The 25,591-nt window shown below is 66.0% G+C and carries 17 protein-coding genes; 11 read left to right on the forward strand and 6 right to left on the reverse strand.

Annotation, left to right across the window (positions count from 1 at the left end):
* Positions 1–40: 40 nt before the first annotated feature.
* The 7 genes from RMO51_RS11150 to RMO51_RS11180 all read left to right on the forward strand — a co-directional run bounded on the left by RMO51_RS11150 (position 41) and on the right by RMO51_RS11180 (position 7,394).
* Positions 41–1,441, forward strand: coding sequence for a T9SS type A sorting domain-containing protein (locus RMO51_RS11150; RefSeq protein ID WP_310394645.1), 1,401 nt, complete (start codon positions 41–43; stop codon positions 1,439–1,441).
* A gap of 193 nt (positions 1,442–1,634) precedes the next feature.
* A complete protein-coding gene (locus RMO51_RS11155; RefSeq protein ID WP_310394647.1) occupies positions 1,635–1,814 on the forward strand; it encodes a hypothetical protein in 180 nt (59 codons plus the stop codon).
* 155 nt (positions 1,815–1,969) lie between these two features.
* On the forward strand, positions 1,970–2,605 hold the full coding sequence (locus tag RMO51_RS11160) for a DinB family protein (RefSeq protein ID WP_310394649.1): 636 nt from the start codon (positions 1,970–1,972) through the stop codon (positions 2,603–2,605).
* 92 nt (positions 2,606–2,697) lie between these two features.
* Entirely contained in the window at positions 2,698–3,420 is a 723-nt protein-coding gene (locus tag RMO51_RS11165; RefSeq protein ID WP_310394650.1) for a DUF6090 family protein, read from the forward strand.
* Positions 3,421–3,546: 126 nt separating this feature from the next.
* Positions 3,547–5,469 (forward strand): DUF2268 domain-containing putative Zn-dependent protease, encoded by a 1,923-nt coding sequence (locus RMO51_RS11170; protein WP_310394652.1) that lies wholly within the window; start codon positions 3,547–3,549, stop codon positions 5,467–5,469.
* Positions 5,421–5,609 carry a hypothetical protein gene (locus tag RMO51_RS11175; protein ID WP_310394653.1) on the forward strand — a complete coding sequence of 63 codons (189 nt, stop codon included), beginning with the start codon at positions 5,421–5,423 and terminating at the stop codon, positions 5,607–5,609. The genes RMO51_RS11170 and RMO51_RS11175 overlap by 49 nt, the downstream gene beginning before the upstream one ends.
* 288 nt (positions 5,610–5,897) lie before the next feature.
* The gene (locus tag RMO51_RS11180; protein ID WP_310394654.1) at positions 5,898–7,394 is read left to right on the forward strand and encodes a S41 family peptidase; all 1,497 of its coding nucleotides are present in this window, start codon (positions 5,898–5,900) and stop codon (positions 7,392–7,394) included.
* A gap of 9 nt (positions 7,395–7,403) precedes the next feature.
* On the opposite strand, the gene RMO51_RS11185 is transcribed toward RMO51_RS11180, so the two are convergent.
* From RMO51_RS11185 to RMO51_RS11210, 6 genes are all read right to left on the reverse strand, one after another.
* Positions 7,404–7,949: a GNAT family N-acetyltransferase gene (locus tag RMO51_RS11185; protein ID WP_310394656.1), complete on the reverse strand. Its 546-nt coding sequence runs from the start codon at positions 7,947–7,949 to the stop codon at positions 7,404–7,406.
* A gap of 197 nt (positions 7,950–8,146) precedes the next feature.
* Positions 8,147–8,764 (reverse strand): DUF2975 domain-containing protein, encoded by a 618-nt coding sequence (locus RMO51_RS11190; RefSeq protein ID WP_310394657.1) that lies wholly within the window; start codon positions 8,762–8,764, stop codon positions 8,147–8,149.
* 118 nt (positions 8,765–8,882) lie between these two features.
* Positions 8,883–10,454, reverse strand: a complete 1,572-nt coding sequence (locus RMO51_RS11195; RefSeq protein WP_310394659.1) for an ABC transporter permease/substrate-binding protein — start codon at positions 10,452–10,454, stop codon at positions 8,883–8,885.
* Positions 10,442–11,626: an ATP-binding cassette domain-containing protein gene (locus RMO51_RS11200; RefSeq protein ID WP_310394660.1), complete on the reverse strand. Its 1,185-nt coding sequence runs from the start codon at positions 11,624–11,626 to the stop codon at positions 10,442–10,444. Before RMO51_RS11200 ends, RMO51_RS11195 begins: the two co-directional genes overlap by 13 nt.
* A gap of 130 nt (positions 11,627–11,756) precedes the next feature.
* Positions 11,757–12,110 carry an ASCH/PUA domain-containing protein gene (locus RMO51_RS11205; RefSeq protein ID WP_310394662.1) on the reverse strand — a complete coding sequence of 118 codons (354 nt, stop codon included), beginning with the start codon at positions 12,108–12,110 and terminating at the stop codon, positions 11,757–11,759.
* A 216-nt stretch (positions 12,111–12,326) separates the two neighbouring features.
* A complete protein-coding gene (locus RMO51_RS11210) occupies positions 12,327–12,737 on the reverse strand; it encodes a hypothetical protein (RefSeq protein WP_310394663.1) in 411 nt (136 codons plus the stop codon).
* A gap of 505 nt (positions 12,738–13,242) precedes the next feature.
* Between RMO51_RS11210 and RMO51_RS11215 the strand changes: the two genes are divergently transcribed.
* The 4 genes from RMO51_RS11215 (at position 13,243) to RMO51_RS11230 (ending at position 25,491) form a co-directional block, all read left to right on the forward strand.
* The gene (locus tag RMO51_RS11215; protein WP_310394664.1) at positions 13,243–14,673 is read left to right on the forward strand and encodes a carbohydrate-binding protein; all 1,431 of its coding nucleotides are present in this window, start codon (positions 13,243–13,245) and stop codon (positions 14,671–14,673) included.
* Positions 14,674–14,781: 108 nt separating this feature from the next.
* Positions 14,782–17,223: a carbohydrate-binding protein gene (locus RMO51_RS11220; RefSeq protein WP_310394666.1), complete on the forward strand. Its 2,442-nt coding sequence runs from the start codon at positions 14,782–14,784 to the stop codon at positions 17,221–17,223.
* Positions 17,224–17,340: 117 nt separating this feature from the next.
* The gene (locus RMO51_RS11225; RefSeq protein ID WP_310394667.1) at positions 17,341–19,611 is read left to right on the forward strand and encodes a carbohydrate-binding protein; all 2,271 of its coding nucleotides are present in this window, start codon (positions 17,341–17,343) and stop codon (positions 19,609–19,611) included.
* Positions 19,612–19,908: 297 nt separating this feature from the next.
* Positions 19,909–25,491 (forward strand): glycosyl hydrolase family 18 protein, encoded by a 5,583-nt coding sequence (locus tag RMO51_RS11230; RefSeq protein ID WP_310394669.1) that lies wholly within the window; start codon positions 19,909–19,911, stop codon positions 25,489–25,491.
* Positions 25,492–25,591: the final 100 nt, after the last annotated feature.

Below are 25,591 nucleotides of genomic sequence, written 5' to 3' on the forward strand. Positions count from 1 at the left end.
GCATTCATCTTTTACTAATTGTCCCCATCCTTTTATTCCCATGAAAAAGCTTTTCTCCGCCCTATTGCTGGCAATTTCACTGAACAGCTACGGCCAGCAATACCAGCTCACGGTCGGCGACGGCGACGGCAGCGGCGCGTATGCCGCCGGCGACACGGCCTTCGTGCTGGCCAATCCCACGCCGGCCGGCTTCGTGTTTGACTACTGGCAGACCACGGCGGCCCTGCGCGACACCTTTGCCGTGCCCACGCGCCTGGCCATGCCCGCCCAACCAGTCACACTCAGCCCCGTGTACCGCGCGGCCCCAGCTTGGACGCCCGTTTTTGAAGTGCGGCCCAACGGCAGCAACCTGTACTACCACTTCCCAGCCCCGGCCGCGCGGCTCAAGGGCATCATCTCGTTTCACCACGGGGCCACCGGCAACGCCTCGGGTTGGGTGAGCAAGCTCGAAAACCGCACCTTCCTCAACTACGCCGTGGCCCACGGCTACGCGGTATTTGCCACCGAAAGCGTGGACCGCCTCACCAACCCGGCCGCCGGCAAGCAGTGGAGCAACGGCAGCACCGTGGCCACTAACCCCGACGTGCAGAACATCCAGGCCATCCTGGCCTCGTTCCAGGCCCGGGGCTTCACCACGGCCAGCACCCGGGTGTTCGGGGTGGGCTTTTCGCAGGGCAGCGGGTTCACCTCCATCGTCTCGGCCCTGCTGAACTTCCGGGCCAATAGCCTCGGGGCCACGCCCGGCCTCACGGCCGCCATCAACGTTACGTCCTCGCCCACCTACTGGATGGCCTCGCGCAACGACACGCTGGAGGACCGCCAGCGCCTGCAAAAATGCCTCAGCAACTACCAGTTGCTTCAGAGTCGCGGCATTCCGGTCCGGCTGAAAATCCACGAGCCCTTCCCGGTCACGCCCAACCGCTTCCGGCGCATCGCGGGCGTGGACTCGGCCACGTCGGCCGACATCTTCAACCGGCTGCGCACCGGCGGCTTCCTCGACGCGCGCAACTTCCTCAACTTCAACCCCCGCGCCGCCTCGCCCTGGCGCGCCGCGATGCCGGCCGCCTACGCGCCCTTCCTCGACGATGTGGACGACCAGCTCTACATCTGCTTCACCGAGCACAAGTTCCACAGCGACCAGGAGTACGACGTCATCCGCTTCTTCGACCGGTTCGCGGCGCCCGTCGTCACGGCCGCGACGCCGGCTGCCTCCGTGGCCCCGGCCTTGCGGGCTTACCCCAACCCCACCCTCGGCTGGGTGACGCTGGCCAACGACCAACGCGAGCCCCAGGCCGTGGAGGTACTCAACGCCCTGGGCCAGCGCCTGTTCGAGCTGCCCCTGGAAGCCGGCGCCACCCGCCGCTACGACCTGAGCGACCTGCTGCCCGGCACATACTTCCTGCGCTCGGCCACGGGTACCACCCGGCTGGTGCGGCAGTAGCAGCGGCGCAGGCCGGCGGCGGGTTCGCAACGCACCGGCGCCGACCTTGTTGGAGACCTGCACGGCTCGTTTTTCGCCACGCCGACCGTGCCGAATGGCCGGGGTTTCGCCGCGTGGCTTATTTCTTCTTGACTCGATGTTTCTCCTCCAAAGCCAGCGGCTGTAGGGGCCCGCGGGCATTCCGGGGCTGGCCGTGCGGGCGGCGCCCGTGGTGCGGTACCGGCGCGCCGTGCGCACCGTGCAGGACGACGTGAACCGCAAGCTGCGCCTCACCCTGGCCCCCGGCCCGCTGGCCGGCCAAGCCACCGAAACCGTCCTCATCAGCCGCTACCGCAGCGCCGAGTTCCGCCGCTGGCTGCAAGGGGCCGGGTAGGGCCGCCCGCCGCCGGTACCACTCGTGCCGACGGGGTGTACCATTCGTGGGGTTTGGCCCGAAAACCTTTGCGGATGGCTTGTGGAGGGCGGTTTCTTTGGGACATCGGTGCCCGGCGAGCGGGGGCCGCCCACCACCGTTTTTCACCCAAAGCCATGAAAAAACTACTGTTGTACTTGCTGGTCGCCGGGCTGGCGGCCACCGCCCAGGCCCGGCCGGGCGCCTCCCCTGATGCGCCGACGGGCGCCCTCAGCGCCGAGGAGCGGGCGGCGGCCGTAGCCCTGCTCACCCAAACCCGGGCCGACATTCTGCAATCGGTGCGGGGCCTGTCGGCGGCGCAGCTGGCCTACCGGACGGCGCCCGCGCGCTGGTCCATCGCCGAGTGCCTGGAGCACATCGCGCTGGCCGAAACCGGCATTTTCCAGATGCAGCAGACGGCCATGCAGGCCCCCGCCGACCCGGCCCGCCGCGCCGACATCAAGGTGACGGACACGCAGGTGGTGCAGCGGCTGACCAACCGCCGCGGCACGGCGCAGTCGCCCGAAATCCTCAAGCCCACCGGCCGCTTCCCCACCAGCGAGGCGGCCCTGGAGTTCTTCGGTGCTGAGCGCGACAAAACCCTCGCCTACGTGCGCACCGTGTCCGACGACCTGCGCGTCCACTACTGGCAGCACCCCGCCACCGGCCCCATCGACGCCTACCAAACCCTGCTGCTGCTGGCCGCCCACAGCGAACGGCACCGCCTCCAGATTGAGGAGGTGAAGGCCAGCCCTGGCTTTCCCAAGGCGTAGCCGCCTTCCTGACCACCGCTTTAGCCATCCCATTCTCCCGGCCTTGCGGCGGATGGGCGGACCATTATTTGACTTCAATCAAGCAGCCCGGCATGTCGGAAATTCACATCGAGCACCACAAATCCAAACACGCCCGCGCCGCGTTGGAAGGGCGGAAGTCGCCGTGGGGCGTACTGCGGGAATTGGTGGTGGACATGGTGCCGGTCATCCTGGGCATCCTCATTGCCCTCTCGTTCAATAGCCTGAAGGAAGCGTGGAAGGAGCGCCGGGAAGAAGAGTACTACCTGCGCGGCCTGCGCAAGGACCTCACCGAAGACCTCGCCGAATTGAAATCGGACGTGGCGCAGTACCGCGTCAAAAAAAAGGCCGCCGCCTACCTGCTGCGCTACGACCTGGCGCGCAACCCAGCATCCGACAGCGCCTACTACTATTTCCGCCTGCTGCCCGGCCAAACGGCGCCTAACATCACCAACGCCACCTTCGTCACGCTGCAAAGCAGCGGCCGGCTGGGCCTGATGAAGAACAAAGCCGTTGCCGGGCAGCTGGTGCTGCTCTATACCGACGTGGTGAAGGGCCTGACGAACATTACCGCCAGCTTCAACGACTTCAAGCAAACCTACTTGTTCGACGTGTGGGTTACGGAATTTGACTACGCGCAAATCGACCGCACGCACGACATCCGCCCCGTGCTGCAAAACCGCACGGTGCGCAATGCCCTGCACCTGCTCTGGTTCGACGAGGTGATTGGGCGCTACCAGCAAGCCATTGCGGCGCACGAGCGAATCATTGCTCAACTCCAGCAGGAGCTGCCCTGATATGCGCCTGGTCCTACTATTTTTTTATCGGCGGCTTATGCGTGCTGGGCGCCGGCTAGCGCTCAGAACCCAACACCTGCCACGTTCCACACCCGGCCCGGCGCGGCGCGGCTGCTGACCACCGACGTGGCCGCGTTCTGGCGCATGTACCACCGCCTGCCGGCCTGCGCCACCCGGGCCGACAGCCTGGCCCTGATTCAGGGCGAGTACCTGGACCGGGCCAGCCCGGCCCTGCGCCAGCTGATGGGCAAAAAAAACTACGCGTTCGGCGCGGCCGACGTGTACCGGGCTTTGCGGGCTTACCCGCGCTACTGGGCCAGCATCGAGCAGTCGTCGGGGCAGATTGAGCGCTACCGTGGCCAAATCTACGCGGCGTTTCGGGCCCTGAAGCGGCGGTACCCGGCGGCGGTGTTTCCCGATTTTACTTTCGCCATGGGCGTGTTCGGCTCGGGCGGCACCGGCGTGCCGGCGGGCATGTTCATCGGGGCCGAAATCGAGGCGGCTGCCCCCGGTTCGCCCCTCGACGGCCTGCCGGCCTACCTGCAAACGGGGGTGAAGACGGTGGACAAAATTGCCCTCATCTGCGCCCACGAGCTGACGCACTTTCAGCAGCGCGACCATCCGGTTGACCTGCTGGGCGCGGCCATCCACGAGGGAGTCTGCGACTTCATCGGCGAGCTAATCGCCGGCGGGCAGATTAACGAGGCCCAACACGCCTACGGCGCGCAGCACGAGACGGCGCTGTGGACGCAGTTTCGCCGGGAGATGACGGGTCAGGATTACTCCAACTGGCTCTACAACGGCGGCCGGGCGCGGGCCCTGCCGGCCGACATGGGCTATTACGTGGGCTACCGCATTTGCCAGGCCTACTACCAGCGGGCCCGCGATAAGCGGCAGGCCATCCGGGACATCCTCACGATTTCCGATTACGCCCAGTTTCTGGCGCAAAGCGGTTACGGCCAGCGGTTCGCGGCCCAAGTTCCCGCCGTGTCGGCGGAGCGCTACGACCTCCGCGTGGACCTGAACGTGCCGACGAAAACCATCCGCGTCGAGGCGAAAATATCCGTGAGCACCCGCGCGGGCTTGCCCGACACGGTGCGGCTGCTGCTGCACAAAGGCGCGGCCGTTCAGACCGTTACCGTCAACGGCCGGCCGTGCCGTTTTGGGTGGCAGGCCAGCCCCCAACCGGCCAACCGCTACCTGCCGGAATCGCGCTACCTGCTGCTGTTTCCGGCGCGCGACCCGGCCCCGCGGGCCGTGCTGACCCTGCGCTACACGGCCGACTTGTCGGAGCTGGCCCATAACACCAGTTCCTTCACCCCCGACTGGGTGTCGCTGGCCTCCTACAGCGCCTGGTACCCGGTGGATTACGCCTGGGGAAACTACGCCTACGATGTTTCCGTGGGCGTGCCGCGGGGCTACCGGCTGAGCGGGACGGGCGCGGTCTCGCGCCGCCGCGGCCGCTGGCACCTGACGCAGGCCCGCAAAACCTTCGACATGGTGCTGGTGGCCTCCCGGCGGCTGCAAACCAAGTCGTTTCGGGACGAGGGCGTGGCCCTGCGCCTCGACTACATCGACTACCCACCCGCGAAAGCCGACTCGCTGCTCGCCACCACCCGGCAGACCTACGCACTTTACAAAACCTGGTTCGGGCCGCTGGCGGCGGCTTCGGCCCTCACCATCGCGGCCACGCCCAACAAGGGCAACTCGGCCTACGCCCGGTCCGGCTTCATTGCCTTGCAAACGCGCGGGCAAAGCTCCTTCGCCACCGCCAAAACCATCAGCCACGAGGCGGCGCACCTGTGGTGGAGCCACGCCGGCAGCGACGACTGGCACGACTGGCTCAACGAGGGCTTTGCCGAGTTCAGCACCCTCTGCTCTTCCTCCGCGAAACCGCCGGCCTGGCCGCCTACCAGCGCGAAGTGGCGGCCTACCGCGAAGCGGCCCGCACGCTGCCGCCGGTGTGGGAGCTGGACCGCGCCGCCGCTAACGCCTCGGCCGTGCTCTACCGCAAAGCGCCCGTGCTGCTGGTCGATTTCATGGCCCTGATGGGCGAGCCGCGGTTTTTTGCCCTGCTCAAAGCGACGCACCAGCAGCGCGTCGCCACCACCGCCGACCTCCTGAGCCTGGTGGAAACCACGGTTTCGGCCGGGGCCCGGCAGCAACTGGAAACCCTGCTGAAGCAGTAGCGGCGGCTTTGCCGGTGGCGCCTGAGAAGCCAGCTCCGCGGGCTGGGTTACAGAATTTGGGGCGGTACCGTGCGGGAGCTGCTTCCTTCAGAAATTCTCCACTGGACAGCGCCTCGCCAGAATTTCATGCACGTAAAAAAACCGGACCACCTTTTTCAAACGGCACCACTTGTTCCGACCGGGCATCTTGTTTACGGCCTATTCAAATAGGCCGCAAGGAGCACGGTCATACTGAGCTTGTCGAAGCATCTCTGCGAACGAATGGCGCCATTAACAATAACATTTTCAATGAAAATTCTCGTAATCAGCTGGTTCGTTCTACTTATTCCGGCCCGCTCGTATGGCCAACAACTGCCGACGCTGACAAAAGCGCAAATGCGGGCCGACTTCGACACGCTGGCGGCCGCGCTCATCCGCATCAACCCGCACGATTTCGTGCGGCGGCGCGTCAACCGGTATTCCCAAACCGACAGTATCCTGGCCCTGCGGCCGGCCATCGACACGATTACCAGCACGCCGTCGTTCTTCTGGCTGGTGGACAAGGCCCTCACCTTCTGCCAGGACGGGCACACCTCCGTGGTGGACAAGCGGTTCTACCCGTTCCTGGACAGCACGGACCGGGCCCGAACGAACGCCGCGGCCCCGGACACGGCCATTGTGCAGGCCTACGCCCGGCTCTACGCCGCCCGGCTGGCCGCCTACAAGCTAAAGCTGCCGCTCAAATACATCGCCGGCAAGTACGTGGTGCTGAAAAACTTCACCTACCGCGGCACCACCATTCCGGCGAAGTACGTGCTGACTGCCTGCGACAAAACCACGATTCACGCTTACGTCCGCCGCAACATTGGCAACCTGAAGGACCTGCACTGGGATTTTGCGAACCAGCGGTTTTACACCGAAAACTTCACCCAGTCGCTCGGCCGCCGGCCCATCGACCGCCTCGGGCTCACGTTCGTGGGCGGCGGCCGAAGCATCACCCGGGCCTTCCGGCTAAACGAGGGCGTGACGCTGACGGCCCCCCTGAAATACGCGCAGCCGCGGGTGCCGGCGGTGCGGTACCTGGCCCGGTACGAGGCCCTGTACCTGCGGATGCCCGTGATGCGCGACGCCGCGTACTACCTGCCCAAAATCGACTCGCTCACCCGCGGCAGGCCGCTGAAAAAGGTCATCCTCGACGTGCGCGACAACCCCGGCGGCAGCGACCCCGAATGGCAGGCCATCCTGCGCCACCTCATCGACCGGCCCATCGTGCTGCGCATCACCAGCTGCGCTAACCGGCAGAACCCCCGGCCCGACCGGCTGGGCACCCCGGCCGCGCCCGCGGCGTATCAAAACAAGTTCTTCGACACGGCCGGCGCCTACCAGCTCGTGGCGCGCGCGCCGGATACCCTGACGGTGGACGCCGGGTCCATTCACTTCAAGGGGCCGATTCACGTTCTGCAAAACGAGAACTGCTTTTCTTCCGCCGGCTCGTTGATTTCCACCTGCCAGTTCTCGGACCAGCTTATCAACGTCGGCAATTCCACTGGCTGGTTCGCGGGCTTCGGCTCGATGCCGTGGGTGGGGCTGCTGCCCAATTCCCGAATCCTGTACTGGACCGAACCCTACCTGGACTTTACGAACGCGCGGCAGCCGGCCGACCTGTTTCACAACGACGTAAAAATCCCCGTGCCGCTGTCCGCCGAAGAATACGCGGCGAAATATTCGTACGCGGGGGACTGGTACTCGCCGGAGTATCTGCTGAAGTACGACAAGGTTTTCCGGCACGTGCTGGGCCTGAAATAGCGGCCGCGCCTACAAGGGCCGCGGGGCCGCCGGGGGTGGCTGGGCCAGCGGCTTCTCCAGCACCAGCAGCGTGAGCGGCTGCTGCGGGATGCCGAAGCGCGGGTCGGCGGGAAAGGGCTTGGTGGCGCCGGTGGGCCGGTAGCCGCGCCGCTCGTAGTAGGCAATGAGCTCAGGCCGCAGGGAAATGACGAGCATTTTGCTCACGGTGCAACCGTGCTGGCGGCCGTAATCCTCGGCGGCTTGGAGCAGGAACTTGCCCACTCCCTGGCCCTGGCCGGCCGGCGCCACCGCCAGCATGGCCAGGTGCAGCCGCTCGGCCTCGGCCTGCACGTGGAAGGAGCCCAGCAGCTCGCCGGCCGCACCCAGGCAGAGCAGAATAGCGGCGTTGGGCGCGGCCAGCATCTCCAGCAGCCCGGCTTCGTCGATGCGCTCGCCGCCTTCGAGCAGGGTGGCCTCGGTGGTCCAGCCCCGGCGGGAATCCTCGCCGCGAAAGGCGGTGTTCACAAAGCGGGTGAGGCGGGCAGCATCGGCCGGGGTGGCGGTGGCGAGGGTCATGGGGCGAAGTAAGTTCGCACGGAGTTAGGGGGGAAAAGGAGTTTCATGGAGCTGATGCCTCCTCCTTCAAACTCCTCTTTTCCTCCCCTAACTCCGTGCAAAAATCTCTAACGCAAATACTCTCCCAGATTCGACACCGTCGCAATGCTCAGTTCATGATAGGCCGGCACCGAACCCAGTTGGGAGGTATCCGGCATTTAAACGGTCAGGTCAATTTCCTGCTGAAGCTCTTCGCCTCGGCGTAGAAGTTGGGCGCAGGCAAACAGTAGAACGCCCATGAACATATACAAGAAGCCCGTGGGCTGGATATCGAGGTAAAACAACGAATGCGTTCGCGCTTCGAAGAGCTGCGTGATACCCGTGTTAAAAAGCATCTTGATGACATGCGTTATCATGGTACATAAACCAACCGTGGTGAAGGCCTGACTAAGACGGGTCGAAAACTCGTGTCCTGCGCGTAACCTAAGCAGAACCCGGCACAGGAAAAGACCAACTGCGAAAGCGAATAGCACATCCACAATGGTGATGCTACCAATATTGTAAAAAAGCAACTGGTCTCCGAAGGAATCAGCCCGGTAGAGCAAGGTGCCTTGCGAGCCCGTGGAGTACGCACCCACCGGCGAGTCAATGAACCGGGAAAGCGGCGGCCGGCCGTTGGCTATTTCGTGTGCCTGAACTTTCAACAGCAGGGTTCGTCCCCCCCACCAGAAATTGTGCGCGGCGTAAATCAGAAAAAGCAGCAGCTGCGCAGTGCCCAAATACGCCAATACGAAAGCCTGTCGGCGAACGGAAGCTAATGTGAAGGATGGTTGCATTTGGAATACTCTGCGAAAGAGCGGATGAACTCAAATATACACACTATTTATTGATAAGCAACAAATTTTTATCAATAATCGACACTACTGATTAAGCGTTCTTAGATGGTCACTCGCGTCATTTGGCTAGATATCCACCCAAATCCGACACGGTGCTGATGCCCAGCCGCTGCGCCTGCCGCTGCCGCATTAGCAGGGCGTAGGTGTTGTTGAAGCCCAGCGGGGCCAGCCACTCCAGGCCGTAGCGGCGACGAAACTCGGCCCGCACGTAGCCGAGCACCGCCGCCGGCCGCCCGCCCAGCGAATCGACCACGGCGGGCGTGGGTTGCAGCAGCACCAGCAGGCCGGTGCCGGTGTACTCGGGGTAGAGGTCGATGGCGCCGCTGCGCAGGGCCTCGAAGCAGATGGTGGTGCCGCCGAGGCCGGTTTTGGTTTGTACGGCCAGGTCGGTGTTGCCGCGGATGAGGGCGGCGTACAGCTCGGCCAGAATGTACTGCTCGGCAAAAATCTTGGAGCCCAGCCGCACCACCGGCGCGCCCGCCCGGGCCGGCCGCGGGGCATGCCACAGCCCGCGCCGCCGCAAAAACGCCTCGGCAATGGCCCGGGGGTCCTGGTGCAGGTAGTCGGCCCGGTAGTTCAGGTTGGTCATCACCGAGTCGGCAATCTGGCCGTCGAGCTGGGCCAGCACGGCGGTTAGCTCGGGGTGCGCGCGCAGCAGGGCGGGGCGCACCACCGGCACGGCGTAGTAGGGCGGGAACACGCGGCGGTCGTCGCGCAGCACGCGCAGGCCGTAGGCCCGGATGCGGCCGTCGGTGCTGTAGCCGTCGATGACGTCCACGTCGGCGTGGCGGGCGGCCTCGTACACCAGCGCGGGGGCCAGCACCACGCTGGGCAGGTGGGTGAGGCCGTAGGCGCGGGTGAGGCCGGGCAGTCCGTCGGCCCGGCCCACGAACTCGGGGCTGAAGCCGGCCAGCAGCTTGCCCGCGGCGCGGGGCAGCAGGTAGCCCGCACCCAGCAGCGGCAGCGCCACCAGCAGGGCCACGCCCGCCCGGCCCAGACGCCGGGCGCTCAGCCGCTGCACCCCACCCAGCGCCGCATCGAACGCCAGGGCCAGGCCGGCGGCGGGCAGGGCGCCGGCCAGTATCATCACCGGGTTGTTGAGGGCAATGCCGCCGAAGATGAACTCGCCCAGCCCGCCGGCCGCCACGTAGGCCGCCAGCGTGGCCACGCCCACGTTTATCACCGTGGCCGTGCGGATGCCGGCCATGAGCACCGGCAGGGCCAGCGGCAGCTCCACCCGGCGCAGCACCTGCCCGTCGGTGAGGCCCAGGCCGCGGGCGGCTTCCACCACGGCCGCCGGCACGCCCTGAATGCCCGCCAGCGTGTTGCGGATGATGGGCAGCAACGAGTACAGAAACAGCGCGAAGATGGCCGGCTTGGGCCCGATGCCCAGCAGCGGAATCAGGAAGCCCAGCAGGGCGATGCTGGGCACGGTCTGGAGCACGCCGGCCAGGCCCAGCACGGCCGGGGCCCAGCGCGGCCGCCGCGACAAAAGCAGCCCCAGCGGCACGCCCAGCAGCACCGCCAGCAGCAACGAGGCCGCCGTGAGCCCGATGTGCTGCAGGGTTTGCTCGCCCAGCTTGCCGGCCTGCTCGCGCCAGAAAAGCAGCAGCGCGCTCAGCGTTTCCATGCGTCCTCCTCTCGTTGCAGGGCCGCGCCAAACGCCGCCATGAGCTGCGGCAGCGTGAACGGCCGGGCCGCTGCCGGCCCAGCGGCGGTGAGGGCCTCCAGCGCATCGTGCACGGTGGTGCGGGCGGTGAAAGGGGGCTTCGGAATCCCGGGGTCGGGGTCATTCACCCCAAAGGCGAGGGCTCTAAGTTTGGGGTCGGGGTTATTCACCCGAAAGTTGGGGTCTACAGGTCTGGGGTCAGGGTCATTCACCCGAAAGGCAGAGTTTCCAAGTTTGGGGTCAGGGTCATTCACCCCAAAGGCGGGGTCCCCAAGTCTGGGGTCGGGGTTATTGTCTCCAAAGTCGGGGCCTGGAACTGCAAAGTCGGGGTTCAGAAGCCCGCCATCCCCAAAAACGTCGCCCAGCGTGAGCGTGCGCAGCTGCAAGGCCAGCCGCTCGGCGGCGAAGAAGCGGCGCACGAAATCGTTGGCGGGCCGGAACAGCAGCTCGCGCGGGGTGCCCAGTTGCTGCACCCGGCCGGCGTCGAGCAGCAGAATCCGGTCGGCCAGTTCGAAGGCTTCGGTCACGTCGTGGGTCACGAGGACCACCGTTTTGCGCCGCAGCTCCTCCAGCTCCCGGAATTCGCGCCGGATGCTGGCCCGGGTCAGCGGGTCGAGGGCACCGAAGGGCTCGTCCAGCAGGACGATGGGCGGGTCGGCGGCCAGGGCACGGGCCAGGCCCACGCGCTGCTGCTGCCCGCCCGAGAGCTGGTGCGGGTACTGCCCGGCGTAGCGCGCGGGCGGTAGGTGCAGGCGGGTGAGCAGCGCCGTGGTGCGGGCCTCGATGGCGGCCGGCGCGTGGCCTAGCAGGCGCGGCACCACGGCCACGTTTTCGGCCACGGTGTAGTGCGGCAGCAGCCCCACCTGCTGAATGACGTAGCCAATGCCGCGCCGCAGGGCCTCCACGGGCTGCTGGCGGGCGTCGCGGCCGTTGATTTCCACGGTGCCGCCGTCGGGCTCAATCAGGCGGTTGAGCAGCTTGAGCAGGGTGGTTTTGCCGCAGCCGCTGGGCCCCAGCAGCACCATCGTCTCGCCGGCCGCTACCGCAAACGACACGTCCTGCACCCCGGCATGGGCGCCGAACTGCTTGTGGAGGTGGGAAGCGCGGATGACGGGCGGCTGGGCGGTGGGCATGGCGGTGGGGCAAGGTAAACCCAACCGGCGCAGCGAAGTTGCGCCCGCCGCCTGCCGGGTAGTGCCCGGGCCCGTTCATTGAAAAGCGCCTATTGCCGCGGCGGCCGCGCTGGCGGGCTCCGCTGGCGCCTCACCAAAGCCGGATGTCGGTGATGCCCGTCGGGATTGGGGGCTGGTCGCTAAAGCCGAGCACGCACCAGTTGGGCTCGATGCCGAATACGCCGCCCTGGAGCACGTAGCTCACCCAACGGGTGATGGTTTGGCCGGTTTCCTGCTCGCTCTCGGGCTCGAACTCGTGGAGCAGCAGCACGTCGCCGACCTGAAAGTTGCGGTCGTTTTCGCGCACGTCGAAGGGCTTGTTGCCGGCCTTGACGGCGGCGAAGCAGGAGGGCCAGATTTTCAAGTCGTGGGTCTGGTGCTGGGCCGGGTTCAGGATTTGGAACTGCGGGATGATTTGCTCAGGTAATGCCAGGTTGGTGGTCATAAGAAGGGTCATTGAAGGAGAAAGCCGGCCGCGGGGCGGGGCACCGCCTAAAGGGCGGACAGTGGCCAAGGGCGGAGACCAGCGCTATACGAAAGCTATTCAGTTGAAGATAGCAAAAATACAGGTAATAATACGGAACAAGATGACTTAACAATAAGAAAATCAGAGTAGTTCAGCCAAACAAAAATTGGTGCTGCCTCGCCAAAACCATATTTCTTAGCCGCCGCTGAGTCGGCCCCAATCGATTTTGCAACGCGCCTTGCGGCTTTTGGGCGCTGGGCTACCCGCGCAATCTACCAGAATGGCTGGAAGGGCGCGGCCGCTGAGTTGGGGTGGCTGGCCTCCGGCCCCTCCTACTACGGTGCCACGCCCCCCGTGCCCGCCGTCCCTGCTCCCGCCGGGCGCTCTTCCGGCCACCGGCTGGCTGGCTGGGGGTCGGTTTAGCCCTACCTCGCCCTTCATCGACTCGAACAGCTTGGCCGGGTCGAAGCCCACGCCGTCTTCAAAGACGATTTCCATCCAGCGCACCTGCTGCTTGTCGCGCTCCGGCTCGCGGCCCGGGTAAGCGGCGCCGTTCAGGGTGCTGATTTTGATGGCCTGCCCCGCCCGCCGTAGCGCCGGCTCCAACCGTCGCTAAATAAGGCGCGCCCGCCCTGAGAAAGAGGGCCGCGCCGACACGGAAATGCGTGCGCGCAAACGCAGGAAGGGCCGCCCGATGTATTCAGTTCATTCTGAGCATAATACTAAAATAGTGGGCGATGCCCGGTGGGGCGGCGCTCGATGGGGCGCGGGGCGGGCCGTGTGCAAAAAAATAATGACCAGTCGGGCAATTTTCTACGTGTTTTTTAGCCGTCGAAGGGGGCAGGTGTTTCCGACAACGATTGCGGAGATATTTTGCTCAAACGGGCAGATTATGCATGTGCTGTAAGTGTATAAGCCCGCCATCGGCCCGCTTGGCAAGGGCCTGGCTGGGAGCCGCGAAGGCCTTGTGGTGCCAGCAGAAAGGCAGACATTTGATTACCTCAGTCTCGTGGCAGGGCCCGTTTGGCTGCTGCTTGCGAGCTGCTCCGGGCACTCCGGCCGGGTTCCTGGCCGGTCGCTTTTTCCATCCACTTTTCCCAATTCCCACGCTATGAAATCAACTCTTCTTTCGATGCTCGGCGCGGCGGCTTTGCTGCTGCTCGGCCCGCCGGCCGCCCGGGCGCAGACCTACCAGCAAGTCTGGGCCGACGAGTTTACCAACGGCATCGGCTCCGGCTGGCAGTTTGAGAACGGCGGCGGCGGCTGGGGCAACAACGAGCAGCAGTACTACCAGCCCGCCAACGCCACGGTGGTAAACGGCGAGCTGCAAATCACGGCGCGCAAGCAGGCCGTGGGCGGCTATTCCTACACCTCGACCCGCATGAAAACGCAGGGCCTGCGCGAGTTCACCTACGGCAAAATTGAAGCGCGCATCCGGCGGCCCCTGGGGCAGGGGCTGTGGCCGGCGTTCTGGATGCTGGGCGGCAACATCGGCTCGGTGGGCTGGCCCCGGTGCGGCGAGATTGACGTGATGGAGCACATCAACACCGACAACCGCGCGTTCGGCACCGTGCACTGGGACAACAACGGCCACGCCGAGTACGGCGGCAACGTGCCCGTCGGCGACGGCTACCACGTCTACAGCGTGGAGTGGACGCCCGGCTACATCCGCTGGTTCGTGGACGGCGCGAAGTACCACGAAATCAACATCGCCAACAACGCGGGCGGCACCGAGGAGTTTCAGCGGCCGTTTTTCCTGCTGCTGAACCTGGCCGTGGCCGGCAACTGGCCCGGCCAGGCCGTGGACGAAAGCCGGCTGCCCGCCACCATGTTCGTCGACTACGTGCGGGTGTACCAGCTCACGAATACGCCCCCGCCGCCGTCTAATTTCTCCGTGACCCTGCAAGCCGAAGCGGCCGGCGTGAACAACGGCATGGTGGTGGAAGGCTGCGCCGACGCGGGCGGCGGCCAGGACATGGGCTACGTCGACGCCGGCGACTACCTGGTATGGAACAACGTGAACTTCCCCAGCGCGGGCACCTACCTCATCGAGTACCGGGTGGCCAGCGGGGCCGGCGGCGGCACCGTGTCGTCGGATTTGAGCGCGGGCTCGGTGCAGTTCGGCAACACGGCCATTCCGGCCACCGGCGGCTGGCAGAACTGGACCACCGTCTCGAAGTCGGTGACCGTCAATGCCGGCACCTACAACTTCGGCGTGTACGCCCAGACCGGCGGCTGGAACCTCAACTGGGTCCGCATCAGTAAGACCGGCGGGCGCGCCGCCCTGGCCAGCACGGCCGCCGACAACCAGCAAGTGGTGAGCGTGTACCCCAACCCGGTCCTCGACCGGCTGACGCTGGACGCGGCCCCGGCATTTGTGGGCGGCGAGGTCAGCATTCTGAGCGTGGAGGGCCGCGTGGTGTGGCGCGGCACCTACGGCGGCCGGCCCGTGGACGTGTCGGCCCTGAAGCCGGGCCTCTACACCCTGGCGCTGTACGCCAAAGGCCAACCAAAACTGGTGAGCCGCTTCAGCAAGCAATAAGAGCAATAAGCGAATCCGGGGAGCGAGCCCAACGACTTGTTCCCCGGATTCGCTTACTCCTTGCTGAAGCGGCCGGGTCACCTTCATCCTTTTATTCAAACAAACCCTATGAAAGCATTCTATACTTGCGGGCTGGGCGCGGCCCTGCTGCTCCCGGGGCTCAACGCCCAGGCCCAGGACCAACGGCTGGCGGGCCCTGCTTACCCCCTCGGCACCAGCCAGGCGCTGGTGCAGCAGTTCGAAGCCCAAGCCGCGAAAAGTACGGCCCAGCGCACCGCGCCCACGGTGACGCTGCGCGTGTCGGCAACCCAAGCCTTTGCCGGGCGGGTAAACTACCGCGAGGACTTGTCGGCGACCGGCGAGTACGTTATCGGCGAAATTCAGGGGGTGGCGGGTTCCTCCTTCATGGTGCGCATCGAAGGCCCGCGGGTGGAGGGGCACATTATTTTGCGCGCCACCAAGCAGGCCTACCGCTACTCCGCCGACGCCCGCGGCAATGTTATCGTGCAGGAAGTGGACATCAACAAGGTCATCTGCGTTGATTTGCCCGTGGGCTACCAGGCGCCGGCCCCGGCCAAAGACGCCGCCAGCCGGGCCGCGGTGGTATTGCTGCAAAGCTTTCCGGGAGCCAAGGGCTGCATCATGCTCGACTTCGACGGACAATACGTGGCGGGCACGCTCTGGAACAACGGCAACCCCATCAACGCCGCGCCTTCGCCCCTGGACGACGCGGGCATTCGGGAGTTCTGGGAAATCGTGAGCGAGGACTTCCGCCCGTTCAACCTCAACGTCACGACCGACGAGGCGGTGTTCAATACTTACCCCAAAACCCTGCGGCGGCGCTGCATCGTGACGCCCACCAACACGGCCGCGCCGGGCGCGGGCGGCGTGGCCTACGTGGGCTCGTTTCGGCGGAATGACGACCTGCCCTGCTGGGTGTTTCAGGGGGGCGGCAAGTTTGGGGGCGAGGCGGCTTCGCACGAGATGGGCCACACGCTGGGCCTGAGCCACGACGGCCGCAACAACCCTGCCCAGAGCTACTACAGCGGCCAGGACCACATTGCCTGGGCCCCCATCATGGGCACGGGGTACTCCAAGCCGGTGACGCAGTGGAGCCGGGGCGAGTACAACCGGGCCAACAACCTGGAAGACGACCTGGCCATCATGAGTGGCCCCACCTATAACCTGGGCTACCGCAACGACGACCACAGCAACGCCATTGCCGGGGCCACGGCCCTGGCCCGCACCGGTAACAGCGTATCGGGCGGGGGCCTCATCGAGCGGACACTGGACCAGGACTACTTTGCCTTCACGACCGGGGGCGGGGCCGTGAGCCTGAACGTGAACACCGTGGGCCGCCACGGCAACCTCGACATCGTGGCCCGGCTCTTCGACGGCGGCGGCGCCCTAATCGGCACTTTCGACACACCCGGCGGCGGCCAGTTGAACGTCGCGCTCAACGCGAGCCTGGGCGCGGGCACCTACTACCTCCAGATTGACGGCACCAGCGCCGGCAACCCGGCCACCGACGGCTACTCGGACTACGGCTCGCTGGGCACCTTCAGCATATCCGGCACGGCCCCCACCGGCACCACTCCCCCACCGGCCCCAACCGTGGCGACGCTGTACAAGGACTGCCCGTTCGCGGGCGCGGCCACGGCGTTGCCCGTGGGCGACTACACCCTGGCCGCGCTGCAGGCGCGCGGCATCCTCAACGAGGACCTTTCCTCGGTGCGCATCAACGGCGGCTACCAGGTCGTGCTCTTCGAAAACGACAACTTCGGCGGCGCCTCGCTGACCCTGACGAGCGAGAACAGCTGCCTGACGGGCAATGCGCTGGGCACGGGCAGCTGGAACGACAAGGTCAGCTCGCTGCGGGTGCAGCCGGCCAGCAGCGTGGCCAGCCAGCTCATCCAGGCCGAGAGCCACAGCGTGAACAACGGCATGGTGGTGGAAGGCTGCGCCGACGCGGGCGGCGGCCAGAACATGGGCTACGTCGACGCCGGCGACTACCTGGTGTTCAACGGCATTAACTTCCCGACTTCGGGCACCTACACCCTGGAGTACCGGGTGGCCAGCCTCAGCGGCGGCACCGTGTCGTCGGACCTGAGCGCGGGCTCGGTGCAGTTCGGCAACACGGCCATTCCGGCCACCGGCGGCTGGCAGAACTGGACCACCGTGTCGAAGTCGGTGACCGTCAATGCCGGCACCTACAACTTCGGCGTGTACGCCCAGACCGGCGGCTGGAACCTCAACTGGGTCCGCATCAGCAAGACCAGCGGGCGCGCCGCCCTGGCCGCTTCGAATGAGCCCCAGGCGCCTGATAAGCTGGCGCTTTACCCCAACCCCGTCGCCACCCGCCTCTCCCTCACCGTAGCCCCGGAGTTCGGGGGCGGGCAGGTGCGCATCCTCAACTTCAACGGCTTGGAAGTGTGGCACGGGACGTACAACGGTGCCGCCGTGGACGTGGCGGGCCTGAAACCCGGGCTCTACACCCTGGTCGTGTCCAACGCCGGGCGAAAGCTGGTGAGCCGCTTCAGCAAGGAGTGAGCGGCTGACTACCGGGCCACGCCGCACGTCGTGCGGCGCGCAGGCGAAGCCTGACGCGCGACGTGGCCAAAAGCTCTTGACCGCCGCGAAACCACCCCTTTGTCTTTCTGAGCTACCATGAAAACAACCCTTCTTTCCCTCCTTGGCGCGGCCGCGCTCGGCACCGCGCAGGCCCAGCCGGCCCGGGTGCCCAAAACCAACCCGCAGCCGGTGTACATGCACTACATGCCGTGGTTTGACTCCCCCCAGACGTCCGGCAACGGGCGCTGGGGCATCCACTGGACGATGGACAACCGCAACCCCGACGTGGTGGACGGCAGCGGCAAGCGGCAGATTGCCTCCCACTTCTACCCCCTCATCGGCCCCTACGCCAGCGCCGACCCCGACGTGGTGGAGTACCACCTGCTGCTGATGAAGCTGGCCGGCATCGACGGGGTGCTGGTGGACTGGTACGGCGCGGCCGGCACCAACGGCGACCTGGGCAACCTGCTGCGCAACTCCAACGCCCTCATCGACCGGACCGACGACACGGGCCTGAAGTTCGGGCTGATTCTGGAGGACCGGTTCTCGGCCAACGTGGCCAACGGCCGCACCAACTTCGCCTACGCCCGCGACAACTACTTCCGCCGCCCCGAATACATCCGCTACGGTCCCGGCAACGACCCGCTGGTGGGCGTCTTCGGCCCCATCACCTTCAACCAGCCCGGCCAGTGGACCGATATTCTTTCGTCCGCGGGGGAGGACGTGGAGCTGCTCACGCTCTGGGATAACGACAACGCCGGCAGCAACGCCGACGGGCAGTACGTGTGGCCCTACGAGGATGAAAACCTCGACAACTACTACCCCTACATGGAAGCCTACTACCGCGACCGGGCCCCCGGCAAGAAGACGGTGATGGGCGTGGTGTACCCGGGCTTCAAGGATTTCTACGCCCAGGGCGAAAACAACGGCCGGAGCTACTTCGACATTCCGCACAACGGCACCCAGACCCTCAACCAGATTCTGGGCCTCGTGACGCAGTACCGCAGCAACATCGACCTGCTGCAGCTGGCCACCTGGAACGACTTCGGCGAAGGCACCATCTTCGAGCCCACCCAGGAATTTGGCTTCTCGTTTCTGACCCGGATTCAGCAGTACACCGGCGTGTCGTACACCGAAGCCGACCTGCGCCAGGTGCTGCGCCTGTATAACCTGCGCAAGCAATTCGCCGGCAACACTACCAAGCAGAACCAGCTGAATCAGGCCTTCGGCCACTTCGTGGCGCTGCGCCTCTCCGACGCCGTGGCCACGCTTAATGCCGCGGAGGGCATCGGCAACCCGCCGCCCCCGGCGCAGGCGATACCGGGCAAGATTGAGGGCGAAAGCTACGCGGCCATGCAGGGCGTGCAAACCGAGCCGACGACCGACACCGGCGGCGGGCGCAACGTGAACGACTTCACGACCAACGAGTGGGTCGACTACAACGTGAACGTCCAAACCGCCGGCGCCTACACCGTCGGCTTCCGGGTGGCCAGTGCCAACGGCGGGGCCACGCTGCAGCTACGCAATGCCGGCGGAGCCGCGCTGGGCAGCGTGAACGTAAGCAACACCGGCGGCTGGCAGAATTGGCAGACGGTGAATGCCACCGTGAGCTTGCCGGCGGGCGGGCAGACGCTGCGCGTGTTCGCCGCCGCCTCCACCGGCTGCAACCTCAATTGGCTCAACTTTACCAGCACCGCGCCCACCTCCTCCGTCTTCCTTCAGGCCGAGGCCTACAGCGCCATGAACGGCGTGCAGGTAGAGCCGACCACCGACGCAGGCGGCGGCCAGAACGTGGGCTACCTTAACCCCGGCGACTGGCTGGCCTACGACGGCATCAATTTCCCCACGTCGGGCACCTACCTCGTCGAGTACCGGGTGGCTTGCGGCACGGGCGGCGGCCGGTTTGCAGCCGAGCTGAACGGGGGCGCCATTCAACTGGGCACGGTGAACGTGCCCGGCACCGGCGGCTGGCAAAACTGGACCACCATTTCGCAGAACGTGACCATAACCGCGGGCACCTACAGCTTCGGCCTCAACGTGCAGGTGGGCGACTGGAACCTGAACTGGCTGCGCATCAGCAAGGCCGGCAGCGCCCGCGCCGCGCCGCCCGGCCCGACCGTGGCCGCAGCTGGTGCCCAGGCCGTCCGCCTGTACCCGAACCCAGTGACGGACCGGCTGCAACTGCAGGTGGACCAGGCGCAAGCCGGCAGCTCGTACCAGATTCTGGACGCCTACGGCAAAGTCCAACGCGCCGGCACCCTCGACCGCGACGAGCTGGACGTGTCTTCGCTGCGGGCAGGCGTGTACCACCTGCTGATTGTGACCAAGGAGCGGCGGAAAATCACCCGCCGGTTCGTCAAGCAGTAGCGGGGCGCCAGCGCCCCGGGCGGCCCGGCCATGCCCCAAACCCTGGGCGAGGCCGGGCCGGCGGCGGCTTTCAGAGCGGTTCCTGGTTCGTGCGCACTTCTCACCCCATGTGCCCCGTCCACGGGCTTGGGAACCGCTGCCCGCTGCCGCCGAATGGGCAACTCTGCCCCGACTGGCGGCCGGTTTTGGCGCGCAGCCGCAACGCCGCAACAACTCAAATTTCTCACTTCTCTTTTTCAAGCTATGAAACAACCTAACGCTCTTTCGCCCAGGCCAAAGAATAGCCTTTTCGCCCGTGTGAGTCCGGTCCGGCGCCTGGCTTATTTCCTGGGCTTGCTGCTGCTGGTGCTGCCGGAGCTCCTGCTCGCCCAGGTCAGCCCCCCGGTACCCAAGAAACGCACCGACCACACCAAGCAGCTCATCGGTTACATCACGCAGTGGGGGCCGTGGAAGAATATTCCGGGCCTCATCCCGAAGGGCAGCCTCAACCAGCTGAACATTGACTACTCGCAGTACACCATTCTGAACTTCTCCTTTTTCGGGGTGGCCGTGGATGGCTCGCTGCACAGCGGCGACTACCGCAACGCCAACATCAACCAGCCGGGCGTGGACCAGCAGCCGGCCGCGCTGCTCAACAAGGACACGTACAGCAGTTGGGATTTGTACCTGCTGCAAGGCGAGCTCGACCTCGTGCAGTACGTCTCGGACGGCAGCTACCCCTACTCGCTGGGCTACCGCAACGCGACGAGCGGCTGGTCGAACGTGAACACCGGCGAAACCGGCGCGTTTCCGCTGGCCATTCATAAGCAGGGCGGGCGGCTGGGCTTGTTGGAGCTGGCGCACCAGCAGGGCGTGAAGGCCCTGGCCTCGGTTGGGGGCTGGAGCATGAGCAAGCACTTCGGCGACATGGCGGCCGCGCCGGCCAAGCGGGCCCGCTTCGTGGCCGACTGTCAGAAGCTGATTGCGCTGGGCTTCGACGGCATCGATTTGGACTGGGAATACCCTGGCCAGGCCGGCATGAACTTCACGGGCCAGCCGCAGGACTACACCAATTTCGCCCTTCTGGTGGAGGAAATTCGGGCCGCCGTGGGCCCCGGCAAGCTGATTACGGCGGCTTTTAGCGCGGTGCCGGCCAAGTTCACGCAGTTCGACTGGGCCCGGCTCAGCCGCACGATGGACTACTTCAACTTCATGACCTACGACTACAACGGCGGCTGGTCGAACAAGGCCGGCCACAACTCGCCGCTCTACGACTACCCCAACGCCGAATACCCCAGCTTCTCGCTGAATGCCACCACGCTGGGCATCAAGGCCGCGGGCATTCCGCTGAACAAGGTCAACCTGGGGGTGGCCTTTTACGGCCGCGGCGTGGTGACCAGCGGCCCCGCCGCCCTGAACGCACCGACGGTGAAAAGACAGGAAACGGTGAGCCCCGACGGCGCGGTGTCGACCTGCGCCGACTTTGCCAACTGGCCCAAGGACGTGTGGGACGGCACGCCCAACTACCAGGCCATCGTGGCCAACACCGCCAGCTGGACCGACGCCTGGGACGACAACGCCAAGGTGCCCTACAAAACCAACGGCACCTACTTCCTGAGCTACGACAACGAGCGCTCGGTGGGCCTCAAGGCCCAGTACATCAAGGACCAGCAGCTGGCCGGGGCCATCATTTGGACGGCTTCGGGCGACTGGACCAACCTGGCTGCCAACCCCGTGGTGCTCGGCGGCAAACTGGTGTACAGCCCCGATACGCGGGCGCCGCTGGTGAACAAGATGAACGAGGTATTCGGCTCGGGCAGCGTAGCGCCCGCCAACGCGCCGCCCACGGTCAGCCTCAGCGCGCCGGCCAACAACGCCACGCTGAGCGCGGGGGCCAGCGCCACCATCAGCGCCACCGCCGCTGACGCCGACGGCACCATCAGCCAGGTGGCGTTCTACAACGGCAGCACCCTGCTCGGCACCGACACGAGCAGCCCGTACAGCTACGTGTGGACCAACGTGGTGGCCGGCTCCTACAGCCTCACCGCCAAGGCCACCGACAACCTGGGCGCCGTGACCACCTCGGCCGCCGTGAGCGTGACCGTGACCGGCGGCACCCCGCCGCCGCCCGCGTCCACGCAGGGTCGGGTCATCGTGGGTTATTTCCACACCTGGAACAACGCCAGCGCCCCCTACATCCGCCTCAAGGACGTGAACCCGAAGTACAACGTGGTGAACATTGCCTTCGCAGAGCCCATTTCGGCCGGCGACATGACGATGGTGTTTACCCCCACCCTGCAGCCCAAGGCGGAGTTCATCGCCGACCTGCGCCTGCTGCAAGGCCAGGGCCGCAAGGTGCTGATTTCCATTGGCGGAGCCAACGCGCCCGTGGAGCTGAATACCACGGCTGACAAAGACAAATTCGTGGCCTCCATGAAGGCCATTGTCAACGAGTACGGCTTCGACGGCTTTGACATCGACCTGGAAGGAACATCCGTCATCTTGAATTCCGGGGACACCAACTTCAAAAGCTCCACCACCCCCAAAATAAACAACCTGGTGACCGCCTCGCGCGAGCTGACCACGTTTTTCCGGGGCCAGGGCAAGGACTTCTGGCTGACCTCGGCCCCCGAGGTGCAGTACGTGCAGGGCGGCTACGGCAACTACGGCACCGCCTTCGGCGGCTACCTCCCGGTGCTCTACGGCCTGCGCGACCTGCTCACCTACGTGCACGTGCAGTACTACAACACCGGCTCGCAGAACGCGCTCGACGACAAGATTTACTCGCAGGGCACGGCCGACTTCATCGTGGCCATGACCGATATGCTCCTCAAGGGCTTTCCGGTGGCCCGCAACGCGGCCAACTTTTTCCCGGCCCTGCGGCAGGACCAGGTGGCTTTCGGGCTGCCCGCCACCGGCACCGGGGCCGCGCCCGCCGGGGGCTACGTTACTCCGGCCGACGTGACCAAGGCACTCAACTACCTGGTGAAAGGCACTGCCTACGGCGGGCAGTACCCGCTCACCGCCACGTACCCGAATTTGCGCGGCATTATGACGTGGTCGGCGAACTGGGACAAGACCCAGGGTGACCCGTTCGTCACCAACGCCTACAACTTCTTCAGCACCCTGGGCACGGGCACCAACACGCCGCCCACCGTGAGCCTGAGCGGCCCGGCCAACGGCGCCACGTTCGCGGCCCCGGCCGCCATCACCCTCACCGCTAACGCGGCCGACGCCAACGGCAGCGTCTCCTCGGTTGACTTCTATAACGGCACTACGCTATTGGGCACCGACACGAGCAGCCCCTACAGCTACGCCTGGACCGGCGTGGCCGCTGGTTCTTACAGCCTCACCGCCAAGGCCACCGACAACCAAGGCGCGGCGACCACCTCGGCCGCCGTGAGCGTGACCGTGACCGGCACGCCGCCCGCGGCCCAGGCCATCCCGGGCACCATTCAGGGTGAGAGCTACTCCGCCATGCTTGGCATCCAGACCGAAGCCACCACCGACGCCGGGGGCGGGCTAAACGTGAACGACTTCACGACCAACGAGTGGGTGGACTACAGCGTGAACGTGGCCGCGGCCGGGACTTACACGGTAGGCTTCCGCGTGGCCAGCGCTAACGGCGGCGCCACCTTGCAGTTGCGCAACAGCGGCGGCACCGTGCTGGGCAGCGTGGCCGTGGGCAACACCGGCGGCTGGCAGAACTGGCAGACCATTAATGCCACCGTGAGCCTGCCCGCCGGCGCGCAGACCCTGCGCGTGTTCGCCCAGGCCTCCACCGGCTGCAACCTCAACTACCTCGCCTTCACCACCGGCCCGGCCGCCAACACCCCGCCCACCGCGAGCCTGAGCGGCCCGGCCACCGGCGCCACCGCCACCGCCCCGGCCGCCTTCACCCTCACGGCCAACGCCGCTGACGCCGACGGCACCGTCAGTCAGGTAGCCTTTTACAACGGCAGCACGCTGCTCGGCACCGACACGAGCAGCCCGTACAGCTACGCCTGGACCGGCGTGGCCGCCGGCTCCTACAGCCTCACGGCCCGCGCCACTGACAACTTAGGCGCCGTGACCACCTCGGCCGCCGTGAGCGTGAGCGTAACTGCCGCCGGTGGGGGCACCTGCACTGTGGCCGCCTGGCAGGCCGCCACGGTGTACGTCGGCACCAACCAGGCCTCGCGCAACGGCAACCTCTACACCGCCAAGTGGTGGACCCAGGGCGAGGACCCAGCCACCGCCAGCTGCCCGGATTGCGTCTGGCGGCTCGTCGGGCCCTGCGGCTCGGGGGGCGGCAACACGCCGCCGACCGTGAGCTTCACTTCGCCGGCCGGTGGCGCCAGCTTCACTGCACCAGCCAGCGTGGCCATTGCGGCTACCGCTACCGATAACGTGGCCGTAGCCAAGGTTGAGTTTTTCAACGGCAGCACGCTGCTGTCTTCCAGCTCGGCCGCGCCTTACAGCTACACCTGGGCCAACGTGGCCGCCGGAACGTACACCCTGACCGCCACGGCCACCGACAACGCCGGCCTGACCGCCTCCACCACCCAAACCATTACGGTCAACAGCGTTACCCCGAACCCCAATCCGAACCCGAACACCAGCTTGCCCACGCGCATCATGTCGGGCTACTGGCACACCTGGAACGGCGGCGTTCCCTTCATCAAGCTGCGGGACGTTCACCCGGGCTGGGACGTCATCAACATCTCCTTCGCCGAGCCCATCGCCGCGGGCAGCACCGACGGCCGGATGAAGCTTGACATCACCGGCCTGAGCGCCGGCTACACGAAAGCGGACTTCAAGGCCGACGTGAAAACCCTGCAAGGCCAGGGCAAGAAAATCGTGCTGTCCATCGGCGGCTACGAGGGCTTCTTCTCCCTGGGTTCGACTGGGGCCGTCACGCAGTTTGCGAACGACATCAAGTCCATCGTGAACGAGTACGGCTTCGACGGCATCGACATCGACACCGAGCAATCGTCGGTCACCTTCAACGGCGGCGCGGACCCGGACTTCAAGAACCCGACTTCGCCCAAGGTGGTCAACCTGATTGCCGCCATTCGGCAAGTGGTAAGCGCCTACCCCTCGACCTTCATCTTGTCGTGGGCCCCGGAAACCTTCTACTTCCAGATGGGACGCCAGTACTACGGCGGCAGCAACGGCAACGTGGATACCCGGTCGGGCATCTACATTCCGATGATTCACGCCCTGCGGGACCGGACGACCTACGTGCAGGCGCAGCTCTACAACTCCGCGCAGATGCAGGGCAACGACGGCCAGATGTACACCATGGGAACCGTGGAGGGCGTCGCGGCCATGACGGAGATGGTCATTCAGGGTTTCACGGTGGGCAGCCCCACGGGGGCGCTTTTCCCGGGGCTACGCGCCGACCAGGTGGTCATCGCGGTGCCGGCTTCCCAGGGAGCCGCCGGCAGCGGGCAGATTTCCAATGCCGGCTTGCAGGAAGCCTTCCGCCGGGTCAATACCAAGTACCCCGGCGTGCGGGGCATCATGACGTGGTCCATTAACTGGGACGCTTTCCAGAACGGCAACTCGTTTGTGACCAGCAACGCGGCCTTCCTGAAAAGCCTCCCTGCGGCCCGCCTGGCCGGGAACAGCTCAGCGCTCAGCGCCCCCGCGGCGAAGAGCCCCGCCGCCGCTGCCCTTCCGGTGGACCTGTACCCCAACCCGGTGCTGGCGGGTGCCCGCCTCACCCTGGACCTGGGCGCGCGCTACGCCGCGGTGCAGGTGGTGCTGACGGACCTGGCGGGCCGCCAGATAGCCACCCATTCGTTCCGCGACGTGCGCAGCGCTCAGTTCTCGCTGCCCCCCCGCGACAAGGGCGTGCTGATGCTGCGCATCGTGGCCGATGGCAACACCTGCACCCGAAGGGTTGCGGTTGACTAACCCAAAGTCGTTGCAAGGCCATGAATAACGGAGGGAGCTTTTCTTTCAAGGGCTCCCTTCCTTTTTCCGGGCCGGGCCACCACAAACGCCCCTAAACCAT

The sequence above is a fragment of the Hymenobacter sp. genome (assembly GCF_031398885.1).
GTDB lineage: Bacteria > Bacteroidota > Bacteroidia > Cytophagales > Hymenobacteraceae > Hymenobacter.